This is a genomic window from Microbacterium sp. ER1 (genome assembly GCF_023383675.1).
Lineage (GTDB): Bacteria > Actinomycetota > Actinomycetes > Actinomycetales > Microbacteriaceae > Microbacterium.
Genome location: NZ_QCXO01000134.1, coordinates 25,704 through 42,426, shown reverse-complemented (window position 1 = coordinate 42,426; position 16,723 = coordinate 25,704). Strand labels below are relative to the sequence as shown.

General features: G+C 71.0%; 14 protein-coding genes. 2 read left to right on the top strand and 12 right to left on the bottom strand.

Annotated elements, in window-relative coordinates; all coding sequences use genetic code 11:
• Positions 1-2: 2 nt before the first annotated feature.
• From BV453_RS08790 to BV453_RS08775, 4 genes are all read right to left on the bottom strand, one after another.
• The gene (locus tag BV453_RS08790; protein WP_249521393.1) at positions 3-2,645 is read right to left on the bottom strand and encodes a penicillin acylase family protein; all 2,643 of its coding nucleotides are present in this window, start codon (positions 2,643-2,645) and stop codon (positions 3-5) included.
• Between the two features lie 132 nt (positions 2,646-2,777).
• Positions 2,778-4,613, bottom strand: coding sequence for a YhgE/Pip family protein (locus BV453_RS08785; protein WP_249521392.1), 1,836 nt, complete (start codon positions 4,611-4,613; stop codon positions 2,778-2,780).
• A complete protein-coding gene (locus tag BV453_RS08780) occupies positions 4,610-5,371 on the bottom strand; it encodes a hypothetical protein (RefSeq protein WP_249521391.1) in 762 nt (253 codons plus the stop codon). Before BV453_RS08780 ends, BV453_RS08785 begins: the two co-directional genes overlap by 4 nt.
• A complete protein-coding gene (locus BV453_RS08775; RefSeq protein WP_025105202.1) occupies positions 5,368-5,994 on the bottom strand; it encodes a TetR/AcrR family transcriptional regulator in 627 nt (208 codons plus the stop codon). The genes BV453_RS08780 and BV453_RS08775 overlap by 4 nt, the downstream gene beginning before the upstream one ends.
• Positions 5,995-6,195: 201 nt before the next feature.
• On the opposite strand from BV453_RS08775, the gene BV453_RS08770 reads away from it, so the two are divergent.
• Complete coding sequence (locus BV453_RS08770; protein WP_249521390.1) at positions 6,196-6,903, top strand: GntR family transcriptional regulator; 708 nt, start codon at positions 6,196-6,198, stop codon at positions 6,901-6,903.
• Between the two features lie 48 nt (positions 6,904-6,951).
• Here BV453_RS08770 and argG read toward each other — a convergent pair whose 3' ends face one another.
• The 3 genes from argG to BV453_RS08755 are packed head-to-tail and all read right to left on the bottom strand — an operon-like array spanning position 6,952 to position 9,073.
• Positions 6,952-8,397, bottom strand: coding sequence for an argininosuccinate synthase (gene argG, locus BV453_RS08765; RefSeq protein ID WP_025105204.1), 1,446 nt, complete (start codon positions 8,395-8,397; stop codon positions 6,952-6,954).
• Between the two features lie 42 nt (positions 8,398-8,439).
• Complete coding sequence (locus BV453_RS08760) at positions 8,440-8,877, bottom strand: PIN domain-containing protein (RefSeq protein ID WP_249521389.1); 438 nt, start codon at positions 8,875-8,877, stop codon at positions 8,440-8,442.
• Complete coding sequence (locus BV453_RS08755) at positions 8,840-9,073, bottom strand: AbrB/MazE/SpoVT family DNA-binding domain-containing protein (protein WP_249521388.1); 234 nt, start codon at positions 9,071-9,073, stop codon at positions 8,840-8,842. The genes BV453_RS08760 and BV453_RS08755 overlap by 38 nt, the downstream gene beginning before the upstream one ends.
• 79 nt (positions 9,074-9,152) lie before the next feature.
• Here BV453_RS08755 and BV453_RS08750 point away from each other — a divergent pair, with 79 nt between their 5' ends.
• Positions 9,153-9,860, top strand: coding sequence for a ZIP family metal transporter (locus BV453_RS08750; RefSeq protein ID WP_249521387.1), 708 nt, complete (start codon positions 9,153-9,155; stop codon positions 9,858-9,860).
• A gap of 21 nt (positions 9,861-9,881) precedes the next feature.
• On the opposite strand, the gene BV453_RS08745 is transcribed toward BV453_RS08750, so the two are convergent.
• The 5 genes from BV453_RS08745 to BV453_RS08725 all read right to left on the bottom strand — a co-directional run bounded on the left by BV453_RS08745 (position 9,882) and on the right by BV453_RS08725 (position 16,616).
• Positions 9,882-10,289: a pyridoxamine 5'-phosphate oxidase family protein gene (locus BV453_RS08745; protein WP_060922018.1), complete on the bottom strand. Its 408-nt coding sequence runs from the start codon at positions 10,287-10,289 to the stop codon at positions 9,882-9,884.
• 86 nt (positions 10,290-10,375) lie between these two features.
• Positions 10,376-11,074, bottom strand: coding sequence for a phosphotransferase family protein (locus BV453_RS08740; protein WP_249521386.1), 699 nt, complete (start codon positions 11,072-11,074; stop codon positions 10,376-10,378).
• Positions 11,075-11,101: 27 nt separating this feature from the next.
• The gene (locus tag BV453_RS08735) at positions 11,102-12,205 is read right to left on the bottom strand and encodes a DUF4064 domain-containing protein (RefSeq protein WP_249521385.1); all 1,104 of its coding nucleotides are present in this window, start codon (positions 12,203-12,205) and stop codon (positions 11,102-11,104) included.
• Positions 12,199-12,948 (bottom strand): hypothetical protein, encoded by a 750-nt coding sequence (locus BV453_RS08730; protein ID WP_126894406.1) that lies wholly within the window; start codon positions 12,946-12,948, stop codon positions 12,199-12,201. Before BV453_RS08730 ends, BV453_RS08735 begins: the two co-directional genes overlap by 7 nt.
• Before the next feature lie 128 nt (positions 12,949-13,076).
• Entirely contained in the window at positions 13,077-16,616 is a 3,540-nt protein-coding gene (locus BV453_RS08725; protein ID WP_249521384.1) for a PKD domain-containing protein, read from the bottom strand.
• Between the last annotated feature and the right edge of the window lie 107 nt (positions 16,617-16,723).

The window sequence follows — 16,723 nt, the reverse complement described above, 5'->3', positions numbered from 1 at the left end:
TCTCAGCCGGCGGGCGTGAGTGTCAGGGTGTCGACCGATGCCGCCTTCACGGCCTTCGGCGTGAACGCCCAGCGACGCTGGACCCCCGTCGACCAGTCCTTCGTCTGATCGACGTAGTGCGCGTGGAACGCGTGACCGGAGGCGCCGGTGAGGTGGATCCAGGTCGAGTCGTCGAAGTCGGCGAGGTCGACGACCATGCGCATGGAGGGGACGGTGGTGGTGGCGTACGAGACGCCGAGCTGCCACCCCGTCGCATCGACCACGGAGGCCCCGCCGCCCACCGGATAGGGCCCACGGTTGAAGAGGGCCTCGATCGGGGCGATGCCGGAGGAGCCGAACGTGTCGCTGGTGAGGGTGAGGGCGTGCAGGTCGCCCCAGCTCCAGCGCGCCACGTCCGTGCCCTGGATCCCGGACAGCTCGTCGTACGCCTCCTCGGCCGACAGCGCGAGCATCTCGTCCCGGCCGTCGACATCGAGCTCGGGGTTGCTCCACAGCGGGTCGTCCGGGTCCTCCAGCATCGCGCCGACGACGGTGAACAGGCGGCCCTGGCCGTCGATCGGGAGAGGCTGCTCCCGCTCGGCGAAGATGTTCTGCACGAGGTTCGACCACAGCACGTTCGCGTACGCGGCCCCGGCGGACGACGCGCTGTTCTGCCCGTCCCACCCGCGCAGCAGCTCGACCGCGCGCTGCGGACCCGCTCCCTCGACCTCGACGTCGGCCATCGCGGCCACGAGCTGTGTGCCGATCCACATCTCGCCGTCCATCTGGATCTCGCGCATGTCGTCGGCCGTCAGTGGCCCGGCGGCGGCCCGGCGTTCGATGAGGTGGGCGATGCGGGCGGCGCGGTAGCCCTGGTCCCAGTCCCGCGAGAGGAAGTGCTCGTAGTCGTCGGTGACGATGGCGTTGTTGGCCGTGACGATGTATCCGGAGCGGGGGTTGTAGGACACCGGCAGCTCCTCGAACGGGATGTACCCGGTCCAGTCGTAACTGCTGTCCCATCCGGGCTGCGGCATCCAGCCGTCGCCGGCCCCGCGGATCGGGAGGCGGCCGGGGGTCTGGTAGCCGATGTTGCCGTCGACGTCGGCGTAGATGAGGTTCTGCGCCGGCACGTCGAACAGGGAGGCCGCGCGGCGGAAGTCCTCGAAGTCCTGGGCGGTCGACAGCGCGAAGATCGCCGTCGCCGTGGTGCCGGGGTCGAGCGCCGTCCACCGCAGGCTCACGGCGTACTCGGCATCGTCGGACCCGGGGGCGTCGGGCACGGTGCCCTCCGCTGTGAGCCCGGGCGTCGGGTCGTCCGCGATCGCGGTGAAGTCGTCCGTGAGGCCGGAGATGATCGGTCCGTGCACGGTGGAGCGGATGGTGAGCTCGATGTCGTCCCCGCCGGCGACCTCGATGGTCTCCGTGCTCTCCTCCAGCGGCACGAGCTCGCCGTCGCGCCAGTAGGAGTCGCCCTCGATGCGCTCGACGTACAGGTCGGTGACATCGGTGGTGAGGTTGGTGAAGCCCCAGGCCACGCGCTGGTTGTGGCCGATGACGATGCCGGGCAGTCCGGAGAAGGAGAACCCGCCGACATCGAACGGGCAGTCCTCGTCCACCGTCGAGCACTTGAGCTGCACCTGGTACCAGACCGACGGGAGCGAGGCGCCGAGGTGCGGGTCGTTGGCGAGCAGCGGCATCCCGGACTCGGTGAGGTCACCAGAGACCACCCAGGAGTTAGAGCCGATGCCCTCGCCGACGTCGCCGACGAGCATGCTCGCCGCCTCGATGACGGAGGACGTCTCCTCCCACTCCACCGTGGTGAGCGCCTGCTGCGCCTCGCCGTCGCCCTGAGGCGTGGGGAAGGCCGCAGGCTCGGCGCCGGGCTCCAGCGGCGGGACGGTGGAGATGGTGGGCACGATCACCGGGTTCCGATCGAAGGGGTAGTCCGGGTAGAGCGTGCCGAGCAGGGCCTCCACGTCGGCGTCCGGGTCGTCGGCGAGCTGCCCGGCGAGCAGTGCGCGCTCGGTCTCGTCCTCGACGTTGGTGCGGAGATCCCAGGCCATCGCCTTCAGCCACGCCACCGAGTCCGCCGGCTCCCACGGCTCCGGCTCGTAGTCGGGGTTCTGCAGCCCGAGGACCGCGTACTCGAGCGACAGCTCCGCGCCCGAACGCGAGGACAGGTAGGCGTTGACACCGTCCGCGTAGGCCTCGTAGTAGCCGCGGGTGACGTCGTCCATCGCCTCGACCTCGGCCTCGGCGGTGGTGCGCCAGCCCAGGGTGCGCAGGAACGCGTCGGTGCCGGCCTGGGATGCGCCGAACAGCTCGGCGACCCGCCCGGAGGTGACGTGGCGGCGGAAGTCCATCTCGAAGAACCGGTCCTGCGCGTGCACGAAGCCCTCGGCGAAGAAGAGGTCGTCCGAGGAGTCAGCGGTGATCGAGGGCACCCCGCTGGCGTCGCGCTGCACGGTGACCTCCGCCTTCAGGCCGTCGAGCGTCGTGGTGCCGGAGGTCTGCGGGAAGGAGCGCTGGATCGTCCACGTCACGAAGAACGCGGCGGCGACGGCCACGATCACGACAGCGGCGACCACGAGGAACGCGATGCGTCCGATGCGGGCACCCAAGGAGAGGCGCGGGGGAACGGCGGACGCCGGCGAATCGGTCATCATCGTCGAGAACTCTTTCGGGTAGCCAGGTGGGACTCAGTCCCACCGAGCCCCAGTACGCGTTTCACGGGTACGCGCTCTCGCATCATAGCCTTCCCGCGCTCGCCGCGGGACGGACCGCGGCGAGCGGGAGGCTCAGCCGATGAGGCTGGGCTGCAGATCCCGCAGCGTGCGGCGATGCGTCATGCGGGTCACCCCGATCATCGCCAGCAGCAGGGCCCCCGCCAGCCAGGCGCCCAGCACCGCCAGATCCCAGCCGGCCCGGGCGTAGTCGCCGCCGTACATGAGCTGGCGCATGGCGTCGACGACGTAGCCGAGGGGCAGCACGTGATGCAGCGCGGCGAGGGGAGCGGGCAGGGTCTGCCACGGGAACGTCCCACCCGCGGTGACGAGCTGGAGCACCATGAGGACGAGCCCGAGGAACTGCCCCACGGAGCCGAGCCAGACGTTGAGGGCGAGGATGATCGCGGCGAACGTGGCCGAGGCGAACATCATCACCCCGAGGGTGCCCAGCGGATGATCGAACGTGAAGCCGAGCGTGAGCGCCAGGATGCCCATCAGCCCGAGCATCTGCACCGCGCCGAGCATCGCCGGCGTCAGCCAGCCCGCGAGCGTGATCCGGATCGGGGAGTGCAGCGCCGTGACCGCGCGGCGGGAGATCGGCTTCACGATGAGGAACAGCGCATAGATGCCGATCCACGCGGAGAGGGCGGCGAAGAACGGGGCGAGGCCCGCGCCGTAGTCCTCGGCGGAGGCGACCTTGTCGCTGGAGACCTTCACCGGGTCGGCGATCGTGTCGGCCTGCAGTGAGCGCAGGTCGGGGGTGGAGGCGGGGATGGCCTGCACGCCGTCGGCGAGGCCGTCCCGCAGCTCCGTGGTCCCGGAGGACAGGGTCTGCAGACCGTCGCGGAGCTGGGCCGCGCCCGCGTTCGCCGCGGCCGCGCCCGTCGCGAGGGTGCCGGCGCCGCCGGCGAGATCACTCGCCCCCGCGGCCAGCGAGGCGGAACCGGCGGCGAGCTGATCGACCTTGCCGACCGCGTCCTGCACCTGGGCGTTGCCCTCCTCGATCCGGGTGCCGAGAGGATCCAGGCGCGCGAGCACCGCGTCGATCTCCTCGGGCGCGAGTCCCTGCTCGGTGAGGACGTCGGTGATGTCCGCGCGCACCTGCGGCAGCGCATTCGTCGCCTCCTGCACTGCGGCTCCGGCCCGGTCGGCGACGTCGGCGAGCTGGCGGTTGCCGGCACTCACCTGCTGGGCGCCGTCGGCGAGGGTCTGCGCCCCGGAGGCGAGCTGCGCGGAGCCCTCGGCGAGCTGCGCTGTGCCGTCGGCGAGGGACGTGCTGCCGGAGGCCGCGGTGCTCGCGCCGTCGGCGAGCTGCGTGGCGCCGTCCGTCGCGGAGACCAGGTTGTCGCGCACGTCGCTGAGCCCGGTCAGCAGTCTCTCCGCGGCCTCGCTGCCGACCATCTCGGCGACGGAGCTGCGGATCTTCTCCACGGCCTGCGAGCCCATCGACGAGGCGAGGTAGTTGTTCGCGTCGTTCGTCTCCAGCTCGATCCGGGCCTGGTGCGGGTCGTCGCCCGCCGCGGAGGTGAGGGCGGCGGAGAAGTCGGCCGGGATCGTCACGGTGAAGTCGACCACGCCGTGCCGCAGGGCGTCGGCGGCCTCGTCCTCGGTCATGCGCTGCCAGTCGAAGGCGTTGCCCTCGATGAGGTTCTCCGCCACGTCCTCGCCGTAGTTGACGGTCTCGTCGGTCGCCGGCTCGGTACCGGTCGTGGGGGCGGGAGCGCCCTCGTCGTCGACCACGAGGGCCACGGGGACCTCGGAGAACTTCGCATACGGATCCTGGTTCGCCCAGAGGTAGAGGCCGCCGTAGAGGATCGGCACGCAGATCAGGGCCACGAGGGCGAGGATGCCCATCCGGCTCGCGGTCAGGCGGCGGAGCTCGGCGGCGATCATGGCGGGAACCTTCATCGCGCTTCTCCTTCCTCGTCGGTCGTGGGTTCGCCCTGGTCTGGGGCGTCATCGTCGGTCGCGGATCCGTCCGCCACCATGCTCTCCTCCGGCGCGTCCGCCGCGGGTTCCGGACGTTCGAGCACCAGGGGCTCGATCGGTCCGGACGCGTTGATCGCATCGAACTCGTGCATCCGCTCGAGGGCGACGGCGGCGGAACCGCCGACGATCACGAGCATCGCGTACCCGCGGTCCGCGAACTCGGCCGCGATGCGCCACCATCCGTCCGGGCTGCCGCCGTGACGATCCGGGGCGACGAGGACGATGCCCTCGACGCCCTCGCGGAGGACCGCGAGCTCGCACAGGATGCGCACGCGCGCGGCCGGGTCGACCGAGCCGATGGGGACGGAGGCGAGCTCCTGGTACCCCACCCGGCCGAGCCAGCGGCGGGCGTGGAGCGGGGTCGCGCCGCGTCCGGCGAACATCAGCTCCTCGCCCACCACCCCGGCGACGGTGATGTCCGGGTGCGGGTCGCTCACGTCGGGGGCGTCCACGAGCGCGACGCGGCGGCGCAGCTCCTTCGGGCTCGCCGCCGCATCGATCGTGACGCGGCCCGTGTCCGGACGCATCCGCCCGCTCGCGATGAGGCCGAGCACGGTCGGCCGCTGCTCGGTCTCCGCGAGGGCGTAGCGGACGGCGCCGGAGTGGAACTCGAGACTCATGGACGGAAGCGCCTGGCCGGCGCGGCCCTTGCTGACCTCGTGCAACGTGATCCTCATGCGCGGACCTCCTGGTCCTCGGCGGTGATGTCCTGGTGAGTGGAGAGCAGTTCGTCGGCCTCGCGCCAGGAGAGCCCCGCGATGCTGAGCACGGCCCGGACGGCGACGTCTCCCGCGCCGCGGCTCTGCGCGTCGGTGCGGGAGACGACGGTGCGCGCCATCTCCTCGATCAGTCGGGCGAGCGTCGGGGCGGCGAGGTCCGTGCGGAAGCTGCCGTCCTCCTGTCCCCGTCGTACGAGGGCGGCGACGCTCCGGCGCAACGGCGCGAGGGCCGCGGCGGTGTGCTCGACGTGCGCCTCGTCGAGGGCGAGCGCGGCGGCGACCTGGATGTGCCCCGCCTCCTCCCAGAGCCGGGCGGCCAGTCGGGCGAGAGCGAGGCGGGCGTCGGGGTCGTCGATCGAGGCGGCGATGGCGTTGAAGCGCTGGGCGCCGGTGGAGACGAGTTCGCGGATCAGGGCGTCCCGATCCTCGAAGTGCCCGTAGAGGGTGCGGCGGGACAGGCCGGCGGTGCGGGCGATCGCGTCGAGGGAGGCGTGCGGGTCGGTGGCAAGGGCGCTGCGAGCCGCGGACAGGATGCCGGCGCGGTTCTCCGCAGCGTCGCGACGAAGGGCGCGAGTGGTCATCCCTTCATGGTAATAACATGCACAGCGCTGTGCAAGATAACTCAGCAACCTCGCAGCGTTCCGGCCGTGCGGAAGGACGCGGAGGTTCCTTCGGGCCGCGCTGTGTTATGTTACGCGTCGCGCTTCGGCGCATCTCAGCGGAGAGACCGGTCCGGACCGGGACTCCGGCGGGATCGGTCCAGGGAACGGCGGGGGGACGCCATGATCGAGAAGAAGGATGATGTGCGCGCGGGGAGTGCGACATCGGTGGCAGGGGATCGGCACCGCGGTCTGCAGGACAGACTGACGGACGCGATCGTCTCGGGGGCGCTCGCGCCGGGGACACGGCTGGACGAGCGCGACCTCGCTGCCGCACTCGACGCCCGGGCGGCCGAGGTGCTCCGCGCGCTCGACCGCCTCGCCGCGGTCGGGCTCGTCGCGGTGCGCCGCGATGGCACGCGGTGGGTGACCGCGCTCGACGGCGACCGGGCGCGTGACGTGGTGGCCTTGTTCGGCGACGTCTGGATCGGTTCCGTCCGGCGCACGATGACCGTGCTCCACGCCGACGACCTCGCGTACCTGGACGAGCTCGTCGACGATGTGGCCCTGGCTGTCCGGTGGCGGGACGGAGCCGCGTTCGGCGGAGGCCTGCGTGCTCTCGCCGTGGCCTTCGCCCGGATCGAGGGCAACACGGAGCGTGCCGAGCTGGTCGGGAACCTGGGCACGCTTCTCGCGTGCGTCGCCCGTCGCGCGGGAAGTGTCTTCGACTGGTCGGATGTGCGCGCCGCGGTCGCACGGATCGCCGTCGTGCTCCCGGGACGAGACGCCGCGGCGATGCGCGCCGCCCTCATGACGCTGTTCGATGACGTGCTGCCGGGGATCGTCGACCGCGCGGTGGCACCGACGCGTCCGCTCGCCGCCGCGTCCTGATCGCGGCCCCAGGGAGGGGCGCCCGGTGAGCCGCGGCGCCCCGTGCGCTCAGTCGGTGCCGGAGTCGAAGGCCGCGCGCTCGGAGGCGGTGTCGACCGCGTCCGCGAGGTTCTCGTCGGCCTCCGAGATCGAGCCGTGCACCGATTCGGTGATCTCCGCGGACTCGCCTGCGGTCACGCGTCCGACGAGCTCGCCCGTCGCGCCGCCGACGAGGCCGAGGCCCGCGTACTGCTCCAGGCGGGCGCGGGAGTCGGCGATGTCGAGGTTGCGCATCGTGAGCTGGCCGATCCGGTCCACCGGGCCGAACGCGGCGTCGCCGACGCGCTCCATCGACAGCTTCTCCGGCCCGTACGACAGGTTCGGGGAGACGGTGTCGAGGATCGTCCAGTCGTCGCCGCGGCGCAGGCGGATCGTCACGGTGCCCGAGATCGTCGAGCCGACCCAGCGCTGGATGGACTCGCGGAGCATGAGCGACTGCGGCTCGAGCCAGCGGCCCTCGTACATGAGGCGGCCGAGGCGGCGACCCTGCTCGTGGTAGGTGGCGAGGGTGTCCTCGTTGAGGATGCCGTTGACGAGGCGCTCGTACGCGATGAAGAGCAGCGCCATGGCCGGAGCCTCGTAGATGCCGCGCGACTTCGCCTCGATGATGCGGTTCTCGATCTGGTCGCTCATGCCGAGGCCGTGGCGCCCGCCGATCGCGTTCGCCTCCTGCACCAGGGCCACCGGGTCGCTGAACTCGACGCCGTTGATCGCGACCGGACGGCCGCCCTCGAACGTCACCGAGACGTCCTCGGTCTCGATGGCGACGGACGGGTCCCAGAACTTCACGCCCATGATCGGGTCGACGGTCTCCAGCGACACGTCGAGGTGCTCGAGCGTCTTCGCCTCGTGGGTCGCGCCCCAGATGTTCGCATCCGTCGAGTACGCCTTCTCGGCCGAGTCGCGGTACGGGAAGCCGTGCGCGACCAGCCATTCGCTCATCTCCTGGCGACCGCCGAGCTCCGTGACGAAGTCCGCGTCGAGCCAGGGCTTGTAGATGCGCAGGCGGGGGTTGGCGAGCAGGCCGTAGCGGTAGAACCGCTCGATGTCGTTGCCCTTGTAGGTCGAGCCGTCGCCCCAGATGTCGACGCCGTCCTCGCGCATCGCACGCACGAGCAGGGTGCCGGTGACCGCGCGGCCGAGCGGCGTGGTGTTGAAGTAGGTCTTGCCGCCGGAGCGGATGTGGAAGGCGCCGCAGGAGAGCGCGACGAAGCCCTCCTCGACGAGCGCCGTCTTGCAGTCGATGAGACGCGACGCCTCAGCGCCGTACTCCAGCGCGCGCCCGGGGATCGAGGCGATGTCGTCCTCGTCGTACTGTCCGAGGTCACCCGTGTAGGTGAAGGGGACGGCGCCCTTGTCGCGCATCCAGGCGACGGCGACGGAGGTGTCGAGTCCTCCGGAGAAGGCGATGCCGACGCGCTCGCCGACGGGCAGGGACTGGAGGACCTTGGACATGGCTCCCAGTCTATCGGCGGCGGCGTGTCGTCCCGTCTCGCCTCAGACGAGCCGCGTCATGACGCCGAGCACCGCATAGGTGCCCAGCGCGCGGCGATCGCACGTGACGAGCGGGACGCCGGCATCCCGTGCGGCGAGGCCGACGAGGCCGTCATAGACCGCCCCGCCGGAGATCCCCGCATCGGCGAGGACATCGACGGCGGTGAGCGCGGTGTGCCCCGCGAGTGACGCCGAACGGGGAAAGGCGGTGCGGATGGCGAGCGCCGCGGCCGAGGGGGTCAGTCGATTGGGGGGCGGCAGGCGGGTCAGGACGGAGTACGTCTCTGCCGAGGCGTGTCCGGCGAGGCCGAGGGCCGCACCGGCGCAGAAGGTCTGCACCGCGCCGTGCGCCGTGTGGTCTTCCACGAGAAGAGCGACCGCCGCACTCGTGTCGAGGACGAAGTCAGCGCTGGTCGGCAAGGCGGAGCTCGCGAACGTCATCAGGTGTGAGGGTGGTGCCGGAAGAGCGGACGACGAGGCGGCCGTCTTTCTCGACGAGGTTGTCGGGGGCCTCGATCTCGATCCGGATGCCGTTGCCGTCGAGGACGAGGTCCACCGGCCCGGGAACCAATCCGACACGCTCGCGGAGTGCGGCAGGGATCACGATTCGTCCTGCCTTGTCCATGGTTGCCTTCATGCCGAGAGAATACCATTCGGGTGGGCGGCACGAGTGTCGGCTGCGGGAAGTGAGAGAGTGGGCGCACGGGAGGTCGGACATGGATGGAGCGATTCTGTGGGGAGCCGTCGCGGCGGCTCCGCTGTTCGTCGGCGCGGTGCTCGCGATGCTGCGCACCTGGCCGCCGCGGTGGCTGGGCATCGTGCTGGGTTTCGGCGCCGGAGCGCTGATGGCCTCCATCGCCTTCGAGCTGTGGGAGGAGGGTCTCGACCGGGGTGGTCCGATCCCGCTCGTCACCGGCGTCGCCCTCGGAGCCCTCAGCTACTACATCGCCGCCCGCATCCTCGACGCCAGGGCCGCGAGGAAGAAGGGCGAGGCCGGGGGAGGCCAGCTCGCGGTGGGCGCCCTCCTCGACGGGATCCCGGAGCAGCTCGTCCTCGGCATCGGTCTCGCCTCGGGGGAGCCGGTGAGCATCGCGCTCGTCGTCGCCATCCTCGTCTCGAACCTCCCGGAGTCCATCGGCTCCGCCGCCGATCTGCTCGACGGCGGCATGCGACGGTCCAGAGTTTTGCTGCTGTGGGCCGGCGTCGCCGTGGTCTGCGCGCTGGCGACGGTCGCCGGCTTCGCGCTGGCCAGCGTGACCGGCGAGGTCTTCCGTTCGGGGGCGAGCGGTTTCGCCGCGGGCGCCCTGCTCGTCATGCTGGTGGACTCGATGGTCCCGGAGGCGCAGTCGAAGGCGAAGGAGTCCACGGGGCTGGCGACCGTCCTCGGATTCGCGCTCGCCGCCGGTCTCGCCTTCGCGTCCTGAGCGGAACGCGCGCTCGGCGGCTCAGACGCCGCCCGTGCGGGCGTCGCGGCGGACGCTGCGCCCGGTGATGCGCTCGATGCGGAACGACAGCGGGAGGTCGCGGTCGTCTCCGGCCCACGGATGCACGCGCGCCGCCGCTCCGGCCGCATCCTCCTCGGGTACCTGCGACAGGACACCGTGCATCAGCACGCTCCAGCCCAGGCCGCCGATCGGATCGTGGTAGTCGACCTCGAACGACACCTCGGCCGACTCGCGGGAGAGGGTCGCCAGGTGGCCGTCCGGAGATGTGCGCAGGAGCAGCTCGTGCCCCGAGACGACGAAGTTCACCGGATGGATCTGCACCAGGCCCTCGTCGACGAATCCGATGCGGCCCACCGTGGTGGTCGCCAGCAACTCGTAGGACTGCTGCTCGTCGAGTTCGTGGATCATGCGGACGCTCCCTCCCCCTGTGCCGCCAGTGTAGCCACGGCGCGTCGGATCATCGAGGGCGTCCGACCGGAATCACCCGGTGAGCGTCAGTCCGACCACCGCTCCAGGTCGGCGGTGAGCGAAGCGAGGTAAGCGGGAGGGCCGGCCTCCGCGAACCACAGCCACAGCTCCGCGGCGTGCACCGGGTACCACGCGCGGACCCGGGCGGGATCGGCGCCGTAGCCGTCGATGAGCGCCCGCTCCGACCGCGGATCCTTCCGGGCGGCTCCCCACGCGGCTCGCGCCAGCTCCCGCAGCGGATCGCCACGGTGGGACGCCTCCCAGTCGACGATCCCGGAGATGCGGCCGTGCTGCGCGAGCAGGTTGCCGTCGGTCCAGTCGCCGTGGCAGAAGACGGCCCCGGACGACGGCGGGACGCGCAGTCGGAGACGAGGCGCACCGGCGGCGCGATACCGCTCGATGATCATGGCGTCGTCGGGCGCCGGAAGGAGGTCGTCCGGCGGGTCGAGCCGATGCAGGGCGCGGAGCAGCGGTGCCGACGAACCGAGGCCCAGGATCCGGGCGTCGGCGGCGGCGTCGTCGAGGCGGGTGCCGGGGAGCGCCGTCATGAGGATCGCCCCCGGCCGCTCCTCGACCACCTCGGGCACCGGGAGCGCGGAGCCGACGAGTCCGCGGAGGGCCCGCAGCTCGTTGTCGTGCCGTGCCGGATCGGCGAGGCGCTTCTCGACCAGCCGGCGTCCGCCGTGCTCGACGAGCCGCACCGCGCCGACCGCTCCCTGCCTCATCCCGTCATCCTCGCACCGGGCGGGTGGTCACTCGAAGCCGGGATAGTCCTGCAGCCGCTCCTCGAACTCCGCGCGGTCGGCCTCGCTCAGCACCTTGCCGGCGATGACCACGAGCTGGAGCCCCTCGACCGGCTCGCCGGTGCGCGCCCTCTGCGCCTCTCGCGAGGTGCGGAAGCCGCCGTCGGCATCGTTCGACAGGTCATAGATGTTCGCGTAGAAGCGCAGCGGGTCGGGGTAGTTCTCCGTGTAGTACTCCCACGTCGTCTGCGTGCGCGGGTCGTCACTGCCGTAGAGCTTGGCGATCATGGACGGGTCGATCCCGGAGTTCGCCGGGTCGTTGAAGGAGTACAGGTTCCACAGGCCGTGCGCCGCCACCACCTCGTCGATCGCAGCCATCACCTCGAGCTTGCGCGCGTAGCCCTGCACGGGCTGCTCGGTCGCCCAGGCCGCCGAGGTGTACTCCGACAGCATCGACTCACCCCCGTACCCGTTCCGCTCCGGTCGCACGTCCTCCTCGCCGACCTGGACCCAGGTGAACCCGAAGTCGGCGCTGAGCCGCTCGCGGATGTCGGCGAAGAGAGCCTCGGCCTCGGCGCGCACCTCCTCCATGGACTGCTGGGTGAGCGCTTCCTGCGGGGCCGTGCCCTTGATCCCGGGGTAGGCCTCCGCATGCCGCTGCTCCGCGGTCTTCACGCCTTCGTAGTTGCCGGACGCCGAGGTGCGCAGTGCGCTGAGCGCCCCGACGGTCGCGACGTTGAACAGGATGGTGAGGACGAGCGCGATGATCCCGAGCCGCCGTCCTCCCGGGGTGAAGAGCGCGGCCACGATGACGGCGAGCACCACGAGCTGCAGCGTGATCATCGTCACGCCGTACAGCAGGTCGGTGCCGCCGACCACGAGCGTGCCGAACAGGATCAGGACGAAGAGGATCGCGGCGACCAGCGCGATCCAGCCCAGGGCGTTCGCCGAGGGCGTCTTCTCCTCGGGCGGCAGCGGGGAGAGGGCGGGCGGCGTGGGACCTACCTGCTGCTGCCGCCGGGCGCCGCGATAGCCCCCGGGCGGCGGGACCGGCGGGGCGCCCTCGGTGCCGCCCACATACCGGGCGCGCTGTCGCTCGTGATCGCTCACCATGGCTTGTCCGCCCCGGTGCCGCCGGGCTCATCGCCCTGCTGCTGATCGCGTTCCTGCGTCCCCTGCTCGAGCTTGTCCTGGAGATCCTGCAGCTTGTCCTCCGACGGCTGCGGCTCCTCCTGCTCGTCCTGCGGCTCCTGCGGCTGCTGTTGCTGCTCCTGTTCCTGCTGCTTCTGCTTGAGGCGGTCCTCGGTGCTGTCGAGAGTGTCCGTCATGTCGCGCTCGGGATCGGGAGACTGCTGCTGCGCCTCCTCGCTGTGGCACTCCTCCGGGGTCTCGACCGTGATCGTCAGCGCCTCGCCGTAGAGGGCGGTCGCCCCGGCACCGTCGCCCTCGGCCCTGGCGGCGTCGCCCATCCGCTCGACCACGAGGGCGAGGTTGATCCGGACCGGGCAGACCTCGAGCCCGGTGGCGAGATCCAGGGCACGCTCCAGTTCTGCGCGGGAGGCGGGGAGTTCATCGGCCCCGGCCAGTGCGGTGCCGATGTTGTACGGCGCCTTGAACGGCTCGAACCAGTTCAGGACGTCCTGTCCTCGCGCCGAGGACTCGGAACCCGCGAAGTCGTCGACGACGTAGGCGGTGATGGCCTGATGGGCGAACGCGTACATGCTGAGCAGCTTGCCGACGAAGAGCAGCGCGGCGAGGGTGAGCGGGATCGTCCCGATCGCGACCCAGCGGCGGATGAGCCGGCGACGGCGGTTCGAGCGGAGGAGGTCTGTGGCGGCCTCGTCCCGGGCAGGCATCACGACGCACCTCCTCCCCTGTCGTCGGCGTCTGAACATCCTATCCGCGGCCAGTGGACGGGAGGCTCCAGACGACGGACGCCGGCCCCGAGGCGATCGAGGCCGGCGTCCGTGCGTGAGCGGTCCGGTTACTCCGCCGCCCTGACGCGGAACGTGTCGAAGGACACGCCGAGCGGTGCGGTGGCGCTCGCAGAGCGGCTGCCGCTGAGACCCACGCCACCCGCCGGAAGCGGGGCGGCGTCGGTCGCCCGCAGCTGCCAGTCGGCGGGCTCCGCGGCATCGGTCGCCCAGAGCTTCGCGACGAGGGAGGCCTTGTCCGCCCCCGTCACGGCCGCCTTGAGCGTGTAGGTGGTGCCCGGGGTGACCGTGACGCCGTTCAGTGCCCGGGTCGCGAGGACGGTGCCGTCGCGGTGCGCCACGAGCCAGACCGTGCCGTCGGAGCGGAGCCAGGCGCGCACGAGATACCGACCGGCGGACGAGTCCCGGGCGATGACCCCGATGTAGGAGCCTCCCGTGCTCGACGGCTGATCCACGCGGAAGGTCGTCTCCAGCGCCGGGTTCGGCACCGACGGGGCGTTCAGCGTCGCGTGGCGGGTGTCTCCCGCGGCCAGCTTCAGCTGCCCCGAGCCGTCGGCGACGCTGGCCGCGGCGGCGGATCCGCCGGTGATCTTCCAGGCGCCGCCGGCGAGGGCTTCGCCCCAGCCGGGACCCGCCGTGCGCTCGAACTCGTCGCTCGCGAGCGGCGCGGGCTCCGCCACCACGGCTTCCCGGGTGGTCGTCGCCGAGCCCCCGACGTCGTCCGTCACGGTGAGGGTGACCGTCCGCGTGCCGGCGGTCGCGTAGGTGTGCGTCGCCGACGCGCCTTCGCCGGTCGTGCCGTCGCCCCAGTCCCAGCGGTAGCTGCGGACGCTGCCGTCGGCGTCCGTCGATGCCGACGCGTCGGTCGACACCGTCAGCCCCGAGGCCGAGAGCGTGAACGAGGCCGTGGGCAGCGCGTTGGCGCCCTGGACGACGACCGGTTTCGTGACCGATCCCATGAGGCTCTGGCTGTCGGTGATCGTGAGCGTGACCGCGTACGTGCCGGGCTTCGCGTAGGCGTGCGACGGCGTCTTGCCCGTGCCGGTCGTACCGTCGCCGAAGTCCCAGCGATAGTCCGAGATCGTGGTGGTCCCCGGCGGCACGGAGGTGCTCGCGTCGAAGGTCGCGGTGAGGCCGCTTGCCGTGGCCGTATAAGCGGCGACGGGGGCTGTGGAGCCATTCCCGACGCTGTAGTGGGTCTTGACCTGTCCCGCGGTCAGGCCATACGGGTAGACCGCGAACTCATCGACATTGCCGACCAGGTGGGCATCGCCGGCAAGGTTGGCAGGGGCGGCAAGCGTCTTGGTCGGCTCATTCGCCCAACCCTTCAGCCTGCCACCGCCAATCTTCCAGTACCCGTTGAAGTCCTGTGCTTTGGTGACGGTAGGGAGCTGGCCGTCGAGCTTTCCGTCGATGAAGAGCTTCATTCCCTCGGGGCTCACCGACGCGACGACATGATGCCAGCGGTTGTCGTTGTATGCCGTCGCGGTCGTGAGCACTTTGGTGCCGTCGTTGTATACCCCGAAGTTCAGGCGGCCATTGTCTGACATGTAGACGGTTCGGTCGTAGTTCTTCGAGAAGAAGCCAGCGGCCGAGCTCTCGAAGTCGAACAACACGCCGCCCGCGGTCGTCGAGGTCTGGAACCACATCTCGGCCGAGAACGATGCTGGCGCCGCGGCCTTCGTGGTCGTGTCGACTCGTCCGGTCTCCGTCCCGTCGAGGGCTGTCGCCCCGGCCACGCCCTTCGGCACGCCTGATGACCGAGGCGTCGCTCCTGAGCGGATGAGCGGGCTGTTCGTACCTGCCACATCCTGCGCGACGGTTCCCAACGGGTAGTACAACTGGGGGCCGTCAGCGAGCACGGCGTTGGAGTACGCAGGTGTGGACGCGGCCGCCGTGGCGGTCGTCGTCTTGCTCGAAACCGTGTGGCCGTTGCTGTCCGTGGCGGTGAAGGTGTACTGCTGCTGTGCGCCGACCGGAGCCGTCGTGTCCTCGAAGCTGACTGCGGGCAGGTTCCACCACGTGGAGTCCACCTTGGTGGTGAACAACGGGGTGGTCGAGTCGGCGCGGCGCAACTCGTATGTGAGCGTGAGATCGTCACGGTCCCAGTTGGCGGGAATGGTGACCTTCACGCGCCCGGGGGTGAGCGAAGTCGCGGTCGGCACCCACTTGTCGCCGGAGAGGCGCGGTCCGTCCTTCGGGCCCTCTGGAGGCGTGGTCGAGAAGCGGACGAGTCCTTCGAACTGTCCGTTGTTGACGGAGCGGAACTCGCCGCCGATGGAGATCATGTTGCCGGTGCCGGTGATCGACAACCCGGCCTGACCGAGTCCTGTGGTGGTCCCGACCGCCCAATCGGGTGACCAGGCGTACGGCGACGGGGCGGGCGTGCCGCCCCAGTCCTTGCGACTGGGCGCGGTCGGCGCGGGTGCCAGCGTTCCGCGAGCATCCGCCGTGTATGCCTCGGAATAGCGGTGTACGCGCGGAGCCTGCTCCGGGTGGAGTCCCAGAGTTTCGCATGAATGCGTGTGACTGGTCGTGTAGACGACCTTTCCCGTGGAGTAGACGCCGTAATGGTCGCCGAGGCAATCCGCGATCCAGCGCACCTTACCGGTGCCGGCCTCGGCGGCGAAGGTGCCCTCGAGGCTGCCCGTCGCCGCGTTGGCGAAGCCCCAGCCTGTGCCGTACACGCCGGTCGCGTCGGTGGCGAGACCGAACGTCCCGGCCTTGCCGGCGTAGATGCCGGATCCCGCGCCGTTCTTGACCGTCTTCGCGAGCTCCCACTCGGTGTTCAGGGCGCCCGTGGTCTTGTCGACAGAGGCGCTGCCGCGCATCTCGGTGTTGCCGTTGACCTGGGAGAAGCGTCCGCCCACGATGGTGTCCGCACCCGCAGGGTCCATGACCATGGCATCGACCTGGAGGTCGGTCTGCGGGGCCCACGGACGGAGGGCGCCGTTGGTGGTGTCGAAGGCGGCCAGGTTCTTCCGCGGCGCGCCGTTGGCCTGGGTGAACAGGCCGCCCGCGTAGACCGTCGTGCCCGACGTCGCCAGCGCGTAGACGCCGGATCCGCCGATGGAAGGCACGAAGCCCGGGACGAGCTCGCCGGTCTTCGCATCGATCGCGGCGATGTTCCAGCGGTCCTTGCCGTTGACCTTGTTGAACGAGCCGCCGATGTAGATGCGGGTGCCGTCGGGCGAGGCGGCGACGGCCTTGATCACGCCGTTGACCTGCGGAGCGAACGGCAGGAGCGCGCCCGTGTCGATGTCGTAGGCGAGGACGTTCGAGCGCGCCGTCAGTGCGGTCCCGGGAGGGGCCTTCGGCTCGCGGGCGTTGTCGAACTTGCCGACCGCGTACACGGTCGAGCCGATCGTCGTCTGGGCCCAGACGTACCCGTTGTCGATCTGCACGGTCGGGATCGGATCGGAGGTGACGACGTTCTCGTCCCGCTGCAGCAGCGGAGGCAGTCCGCCCGGATCGTCGGCCGCCGCGGCGGCACCGCCGCCGAGGGCGACCAGTCCCGCGGTGACCATCACCCCCACGATCGCCCCGGCCACGCCCGTGCGTGCGCGCTTCCAGACAGCACTGTTCCCCATGTGTGTTCCCCAGTCATTCGATGGCCGACCCCACGTCGGCACGACATCGTCGGACGATCGACCGCGAGAGCTCCCCCAGAGATGCTCGGACCGCGGCGGTTCGTCCC

What these genes read in the sequence shown, in the direction of transcription:
- BV453_RS08790 (WP_249521393.1), bottom strand. Translation starts at nt 2,645, where the DNA reads ATGATGACCGATTCGCCGGCGTCCGCCGTTCCCCCGCGCCTCTCCTTG.
- BV453_RS08785 (WP_249521392.1), bottom strand. Translation starts at nt 4,613, where the DNA reads ATGAAGGTTCCCGCCATGATCGCCGCCGAGCTCCGCCGCCTGACCGCG.
- BV453_RS08780 (WP_249521391.1), bottom strand. Translation starts at nt 5,371, where the DNA reads ATGAGGATCACGTTGCACGAGGTCAGCAAGGGCCGCGCCGGCCAGGCG.
- BV453_RS08775 (WP_025105202.1), bottom strand. Translation starts at nt 5,994, where the DNA reads ATGACCACTCGCGCCCTTCGTCGCGACGCTGCGGAGAACCGCGCCGGC.
- BV453_RS08770 (WP_249521390.1), top strand. Translation starts at nt 6,196, where the DNA reads ATGATCGAGAAGAAGGATGATGTGCGCGCGGGGAGTGCGACATCGGTG.
- argG (WP_025105204.1), bottom strand. Translation starts at nt 8,397, where the DNA reads ATGTCCAAGGTCCTCCAGTCCCTGCCCGTCGGCGAGCGCGTCGGCATC.
- BV453_RS08760 (WP_249521389.1), bottom strand. Translation starts at nt 8,877, where the DNA reads ATGACGTTCGCGAGCTCCGCCTTGCCGACCAGCGCTGACTTCGTCCTC.
- BV453_RS08755 (WP_249521388.1), bottom strand. Translation starts at nt 9,073, where the DNA reads ATGAAGGCAACCATGGACAAGGCAGGACGAATCGTGATCCCTGCCGCA.
- BV453_RS08750 (WP_249521387.1), top strand. Translation starts at nt 9,153, where the DNA reads ATGGATGGAGCGATTCTGTGGGGAGCCGTCGCGGCGGCTCCGCTGTTC.
- BV453_RS08745 (WP_060922018.1), bottom strand. Translation starts at nt 10,289, where the DNA reads ATGATCCACGAACTCGACGAGCAGCAGTCCTACGAGTTGCTGGCGACC.
- BV453_RS08740 (WP_249521386.1), bottom strand. Translation starts at nt 11,074, where the DNA reads ATGAGGCAGGGAGCGGTCGGCGCGGTGCGGCTCGTCGAGCACGGCGGA.
- BV453_RS08735 (WP_249521385.1), bottom strand. Translation starts at nt 12,205, where the DNA reads ATGGTGAGCGATCACGAGCGACAGCGCGCCCGGTATGTGGGCGGCACC.
- BV453_RS08730 (WP_126894406.1), bottom strand. Translation starts at nt 12,948, where the DNA reads ATGCCTGCCCGGGACGAGGCCGCCACAGACCTCCTCCGCTCGAACCGC.
- BV453_RS08725 (WP_249521384.1), bottom strand. Translation starts at nt 16,616, where the DNA reads ATGGGGAACAGTGCTGTCTGGAAGCGCGCACGCACGGGCGTGGCCGGG.